This is a genomic window from Brevibacterium picturae (assembly GCF_030453725.1).
Classification (GTDB): domain Bacteria; phylum Actinomycetota; class Actinomycetes; order Actinomycetales; family Brevibacteriaceae; genus Brevibacterium; species Brevibacterium sandarakinum_A.
Genome location: NZ_JAKDJU010000172.1, coordinates 1 through 6,384, shown reverse-complemented (window position 1 = coordinate 6,384; position 6,384 = coordinate 1). Strand labels below are relative to the sequence as shown.

6 protein-coding genes are annotated in these 6,384 nt (G+C 64.9%); 5 read left to right on the top strand and 1 reads right to left on the bottom strand.

What is annotated here, in order from left to right; translation table 11 throughout:
• Positions 1-354 precede the first annotated feature (354 nt).
• From L0G76_RS13290 to L0G76_RS13275, 4 genes are read left to right on the top strand one after another with little or no spacing between them, the layout of a single operon-like run.
• Positions 355-1,107 (top strand): class I SAM-dependent methyltransferase, encoded by a 753-nt coding sequence (locus tag L0G76_RS13290; RefSeq protein ID WP_304357654.1) that lies wholly within the window; start codon positions 355-357, stop codon positions 1,105-1,107.
• Between the two features lie 55 nt (positions 1,108-1,162).
• Positions 1,163-2,122 (top strand): alpha/beta hydrolase, encoded by a 960-nt coding sequence (locus tag L0G76_RS13285; RefSeq protein ID WP_304357653.1) that lies wholly within the window; start codon positions 1,163-1,165, stop codon positions 2,120-2,122.
• Positions 2,119-3,522: an alcohol acetyltransferase gene (locus tag L0G76_RS13280; RefSeq protein WP_304357652.1), complete on the top strand. Its 1,404-nt coding sequence runs from the start codon at positions 2,119-2,121 to the stop codon at positions 3,520-3,522. Before L0G76_RS13285 ends, L0G76_RS13280 begins: the two co-directional genes overlap by 4 nt.
• Positions 3,519-4,184 carry a DUF6320 domain-containing protein gene (locus L0G76_RS13275; RefSeq protein WP_304357651.1) on the top strand — a complete coding sequence of 222 codons (666 nt, stop codon included), beginning with the start codon at positions 3,519-3,521 and terminating at the stop codon, positions 4,182-4,184. Before L0G76_RS13280 ends, L0G76_RS13275 begins: the two co-directional genes overlap by 4 nt.
• Positions 4,185-4,244: 60 nt before the next feature.
• Here L0G76_RS13275 and galE read toward each other — a convergent pair whose 3' ends face one another.
• A complete protein-coding gene (galE, locus tag L0G76_RS13270; protein WP_304357650.1) occupies positions 4,245-5,243 on the bottom strand; it encodes a UDP-glucose 4-epimerase GalE in 999 nt (332 codons plus the stop codon).
• A 238-nt stretch (positions 5,244-5,481) separates the two neighbouring features.
• Between galE and L0G76_RS13265 the strand changes: the two genes are divergently transcribed.
• Positions 5,482-6,384, top strand: a 903-nt coding sequence (locus L0G76_RS13265; protein WP_304357649.1) for a hypothetical protein, incomplete at its 3' end; no start/stop codon positions are given.

Here is a 6,384-nt window from a genome sequence, read left to right as displayed (position 1 = left end):
CATATCTGTGGTCATAAGGCCATCATGCCGCTTATGGTCCGTTTTGTGACCACCCGTCAGCTAAGAATCTGCACCATGCGCGCTGAGTTTCACACTCCGCAACATCCGCCGAGGCGGTCCGACATGAGCATTGGATGGACTGGTGATTTGGCGACCACTGGTCATTTCGCGAGCTTTCCATTGGTCAAATCGCGAGGTTTCAACTGGTCATTTCGCCACTCGGTTCCCGGGAGCTGGGCATCACGTGCCCGCCGAAGCACCGTCGTCACTCGCGACAGAGGTGGGGGCCTGGCTTGCCGCTGATTTCGCAGGACCGCCTGTACAAGCACTCGACGCATAGGCAACGATTGCACTATGCGCACCTTCGACACACTGGTCTCCGAGGCACAGGCAGCCGATGTCACAGGGTGGGATTTCTCCTGGCTCGACGGTCGCGCCACAGAACAACGGCCGCCGTGGGGCTACGCCCAACTCCTCGCCCAGCGCCTGTCCACTGCAAGCGCCGCCCTCGACATCGACACCGGCGGTGGTGAGGTCATCGCCGAAGCTCCGCTGCTGCCACCTCGTATGGCCGCCACCGAGGCCCATCCGCCCAACGTCGCCCGCGCCCGGAAGCGCCTGGGCCCGCGCAGGGTCGATGTCGTCGAGTCCGGTCCCGAGAAACTTCCCTTCGCCAACGGCAGCTTCGACCTGGTCAGCTCTCGCCATCCGGTGCGACCAGTGTGGTCGGAGATCGCGCGGGTCCTGGTGCCCGGAGGCACCTACTTCGCTCAGCACGTCGGACCTGCCTCGGCGTTCGAACTCATTGAGTTCTTCCTCGGACCCCAGTCGGCAAATCGCAGGAGCCGCCACCCCGACACAGAGGTCCATGACGCCGAGGCGGCCGGACTCGCACTCGAAACGCTTCGGACTGCGCGCTGCCGCATGGAGTTCTACGATATCGGCGCCGTCATCTGGATCCTGCGCAAATGCCCCTGGTGGGTGCCGGACTTCAGCGTCGAGGACTACCTGCCCCAGCTGCGAGAACTCGATGCTCGACTCCGCCGAGGCGAGTCGTTCGTCGCACACTCCACTCGCCACCTCATCGTGGCGCGGACACCCGACTGACCTGCCTCTAAGCTGGGGGCATGGAAGAATCCCCTCCCAGAGTCGACTCCCGGCCGTGAACAGACTGTCTCGGGCAGTGCTGCGCCTGTTCGCCGCACCCCGGCTCAACATGCGTGAGGACTACGAGAAGGTCCGTCGGATGCAGCGCCGACTCGCCGCGCTGCTGATGCCACCGTATCGGACCTCGCGCTGGCAGCCCCTGTCCGGCGACGACTCGCACGTCCCTGTCCGGATCTTCCAGCCGAAAGAACAGCGGCGCGAGGATGTCCTCGTCTTCTTCCACGGCGGCGGCTGGGTCACCGGAGACATCGAGACGTACACTCCGGCGTGTGCCAGAATGGCGGACCTCACCGGCTGCGCCGTCGCCTCCGTCAACTACAGGCTCGCGCCGGAGCACCCGTTCCCGGCGGGTCTGGAGGACTGCTACGGCGTCGCCCGACTGCTGCTCGACGAACCGCGTCGGGTGGGTGCCGCAGACGCCGACCAGATCATCCTGGTCGGGGATTCCGCCGGAGGAAACCTCGCTGCTGTCATCTCATTGCTGCTGCGAGAACGCGGACATCGCCCACCGAACCGACAGATCCTGCTCTATCCGGTGACACATTGGGACCACGACCCGAAGACCTCCCCGTTCGCCTCGGTGCGCAGCCACGGTGGGGACTATCGACTCACCAACGCCGAGGTAGAAGACTACTTCGATCTCTACGTTCCCGACCGTCAGCAGCGGCGCAACCCACGTGTCGCTCCGCTGCTGGCAGCCGACCTCTCCGGCCAACCGGCGACCCTGGTGATCACTGCGGAGTTGGATCTGCTGTGCGATGAGGGCGAGGCCTACGGGCGCGCCCTCGACGATGCCGGCAACGCGGTGCGGATCCACCGAGTGCCCGGAGCGCTGCATGGCTTCATCTCGCTGCCCAGGTTCTCCCAGTCCGTCCAGGAAGCCTATGAGGTGATCAACGCGTTCCTCGACGATGACACCGGCGAGGGCGAGCAGCCCGCCCAGGAGGCGAAATGACCCACCGGGACTGGGTACGGCTCGACAACGCCTCCAACATCTTCCTCGCCGCTCGCAGCGCCGCGGATCCCAAGGTCTTCCGCCTCAGCGCCGAGGTGGATCACGAGGTGGACCCCCGGCTGCTGCAGCAGGCGCTGGACGAGACATATGACCGGTACCGGCTCTACCACGCGGTGCTGCAGAGCGGCCTGTTCTGGTACTACCTGCAGGACAGTGACCTGCGCCCGCAGGTCACCGCGGATGAGCAGCCCACGTGTGCACCCATCTACCAGGCGGGTCGGCGCAACCTGCTGTTCCGCGTAGTCTACCATCGCCGGCGGATCAGCGTCGAGGTCTTCCACGCGCTCTCCGACGGCACCGGTGCGGCGTGGTTCCTCTCCGACCTGGTGAACGCATACATCAGGCTGCGGCACCCCGACTCCGACCGGAATCCGCCGCTCGAAGGCGCGAGCGAAACCGACGAGGCGCCGACTGAGCCGACACATGGCCTGAACATCGACAGCTTCGCGCATCACTTCCGTCGAGGGTCTCGGTCGCCCGCTTCCGGCTCCGCTTTCAGCCGTGCGGCCACACCGGCCACATTCACCGTCGCTGACAGCGCCCAGTCGCCTGCTGATCGCTGGAAGATCAGCCGCTTGCGTCGTTCGGCGGATAAGAAGGTCCACCGGGTCAGAGGAACCCGCACCCCGGACAACCGCACGCGCGCTGTCGAGCTCACCATGCCCACGGATGCTGTGCTCGGGCTTGCGCGAGCCGCCGATGTCTCGCTCACGATGTACCTGACGGCGCTGTTCTTCGAGTCCATTCGCATATCCTCGGGCGGTCTGGGACAGGCCCGGACTCTGGCCGCCTCGGTGCCGGTGAATCTGCGCCAGTTCTTTCCCTCAGCGTCAGCCCGGAACTTCTTCGCAACCGTCCGCGTGGAACACACCTACGGCCAAGGAGAGGACGATCTCAGCTCGATCTGCAAACAGCTCGAGAGCCAGTTCCTGCCCCAGGCGACCCAGGAAGCGCTGGAGAAGAAGCTGCGGTGGTTCATCCGAGTCGAGCGGATGCCCGGGTTGAGGATCGTGCCGCGCCCACTCAAGGATGTGATCCTCGGACTCGTCAACAGGCACAACAACCGCGGTCTGAGCGTCGCCGTCTCGAACCTGGGTCGCATAGGCCTGCCCGAGCCGGCCGAATCACATGTGGGGCGCGTTCTGTTCCATGTCTCCGCAGTCCGCCCGCAGTTCTGCGCGACCTCCCACGCCGGGCTGCTCACCGTCAGCTTCACCTCGCCATTCACGGAGACCGACCACATCAGGGAATTCGCTCGGATGCTCACCGCCGCGGGGATCGATGTCACGGTCGCAGCGGAACGAGTCACCGAGGATGAGATCGCGGAGGGGCAGTCATGAGACGCTGCCCCGAGTGCTCCGTCGTCATCGAGGGTGATTGGACCCGCTGCCCTCTGTGTGCGGCCCCGGCCGGGGGCGAGGCGGTTCCGAGCCCGCTGCCGACAGTTCCCCTCACGTTCTCGAGGCGACGGCTGCTCAGGATACTGTTCCTGACCTCGCTCGCCGTGATCGCTGCGTCCTTGGGCGCCCAGCTCCTACTTGGCCATCGGCCCGAAGGCTTCGGAGTCCTTCGCTCCGGCTGGTTGGGGGTCACCGCCATGTGGCTCGTGGTTCTCATGGCAGTGCGCAAACGCCGCAATGTCGCCAAGGGCACCGTCTACCTGGTCGTCCTGATCAGTCTGGTCTGCGTGTACTGGGACTATCTCACCGGCTGGCGTGCCTGGTCGCTGACCTATGCGTTGCCGATCGTCTGTGCCTCTTCCATTGCTGCTCTGCTGATCACGGTCTGGGCGATGCGCCTCGAGGCCACGGAGCACATCCTCTACAGCGGTTTGGCGGCGGTGCTGGGTCTGGCACCCATCGTGTTCCTCGCCCTCGACTGGGTCACATACCCGCTGCCGTCGGCTGTCTGCGGTGGCCTCAGCATCCTCGCTCTGGTGCTGCTGCAGCTTGCCCGGGGCCGGGAGGTCCGCCTCGAACTCGCCAAGCGACTGCATCTGTGAGCGTCGCGCTCAGATCTGCTGCGCACCCAGTCGAGGGCGCACCTCGCCGAGGCTTCGAGCTCAGTCACTGGTCCGTTCCGGCAGCATCCCTGCCGCTTCGACGGCGCTGGCCACGATGTCGTCGAGGTCGAACTCGGCCTTCCAGCTCAACAGTGCACCGATGCGGGAGACATCGGCGACGAGTGCGGGTGGGTCACCGGCGCGACGCTCGCCCATTTCGGGCACGATCTCACGGCCGGTCGCCTCGGCGATGGCGTCGATGACTTCCTTCACCGATGCACCGGTGCCGGTGCCCACATTGAACACCGTCTCCGAGGTGGCGCCGGACTTCATGTAGTCGAGCGCGGCGATGTGCGCCTCGGCGAGATCCTTGACGTGGACGTAGTCACGGATGCAGGTGCCGTCGGCGGTGTCGTAGTCGTCGCCGAAGACGATGGGTGCCTTGCCGTCGGCGATGCGCCCGAGGACGATCGGGATGAGGTTCATCACGGCGGTGTCGGCGAGCTCCGGCCAGCCGGCTCCGGCGACGTTGAAGTAGCGCAGCTTGACCGCGTTGAACTTCTGTCCCCGCATGCTCGCCGAGGTGATCGCATTGTCGATCATCCATTCGCCGATGAGCTTCGTCTGACCGTAGGGGTTGATCGGTCGGCAGTCGAGGTCCTCACCGACCATCTCGACATCGGGCATGCCGTAGGTCGCGGCCGAGGAGGAGAAGACGAGGGATTCGATGCCGGTGCGTTCGGCGGCGGCGAGGACGTTCGTCAGCCCGCCGATGTTCTGGCGGTAGTACATGATGGGCTGCTCGACGGACTCCCCCACCTGTTTCTTCGCAGCGAAGTGGATGATCGAGTCGACCGAGTGGTCCTCGATCGCGGCGACGAGGCGGTCCTCGGCATCGGAGGCGGCGAGATCCAGGCTGACGATGGGCAGGCCGGTGACGCGAGCCTCGATCCCGGTGGAGAGGTCGTCGACGACGAGGACGTCATCGCCGCGTTCGGACAGCAGCCGCACTACGTGGGAGCCGATGTACCCGGCTCCTCCGGTCACCAGAACGCTCATATGCCGCACTCTCCTTCACTCGCGCTGCCGCAGCTGCCGAAGAGCTGCGCCGTACTCACACTAGGGTGATCTATTCTCCCCAGAATACGTGACCCACCGGCTTCAGCGGACATCAGTACGCACTGGGTGACCGGTGTGGAGTTGCCCGAAGTCGGGACCGTCTCTGTTCAATCACCCCGATCACTGCGAGAGTGGGAATGTCGGCGATCCGCCAGGCCCCCGACCAGTGGAGGACACCATGGACGAAAGCTCCGTTGCGATGCATCTGCTGCTCATCGCTGATCCCGGCCCGCCAAGTCGCCGGGTTGCGGCGATCAAGGACGAATTCGAACAGCTGCTGCGACACAGCTTCGATGTTGATGTCCATGTCGATACGTGTACCGAGATCATCCGGGTCCAAGCCGATCATCAGTTGGACATGTCGACTCTCGACACGATTATGGAGAGATACCCCAGCGCTGACCTCGTCATCATGTTCACAGACATCCCTCGGCACACTCAGGACAAACCCCTCATCGCCGAGGTGCTGCCGGACCGACAGGTCGCTGTCGTCTCGAATCCCACCCTCGGAGCATTGACCACCAGACGTCGCCTGCTCAAGATCTTCATGAGCTGCACGAATCAGCTGCTGCCCGACGGTCACACGGCCCCAAAGCACAGTCTGCCGAGGTGGGGGCAGTGGTCGAGCCGTACCGGTTCCGGACGCCGCGCCCTGCATGCGCACACCTTCACCGGCGGCACCCGGCTCGTTTTGGGCATGACCATGGCCAATGAACCGCTGCGCATGGCCCGGAAGCTCTCCCGCGCCCTGGCTGCAGCCTCGGCGACCGGTGCATTCGGCATCTTCTACAGCTCGATATGGCAGATGTCGCACCATCTGTCGACGCTGCGGCTGATCTCCATCGGCCTCATCGCGATCACGGTGATGGTGGGGTGGCTGCTGACCGTCAACGGCCTCTGGGACAGACCGGTTAGAGGCCGTCGGGCTCAGGTCGTGTTCTACTACAACCTGTCCACCGTCCTCACCCTGGTCATCTGCGTGGGCGCGCTCTATGTTCTGCTGGTCGCGGGCATTCTGGTGGGCAGCCTCATCGTCATCGACCCGGAATTCATGGCCCAAATCATCCATCGCCCGGAGGCG

Excerpts from the sequence above, each read along its gene's own strand:
- L0G76_RS13290 (WP_304357654.1), top strand. The coding sequence starts at position 355 with ATGCGCACCTTCGACACACTGGTCTCCGAGGCACAGGCAGCCGATGTC.
- L0G76_RS13280 (WP_304357652.1), top strand. The coding sequence starts at position 2,119 with ATGACCCACCGGGACTGGGTACGGCTCGACAACGCCTCCAACATCTTC.
- L0G76_RS13275 (WP_304357651.1), top strand. The coding sequence starts at position 3,519 with ATGAGACGCTGCCCCGAGTGCTCCGTCGTCATCGAGGGTGATTGGACC.
- galE (WP_304357650.1), bottom strand. The coding sequence starts at position 5,243 with ATGAGCGTTCTGGTGACCGGAGGAGCCGGGTACATCGGCTCCCACGTA.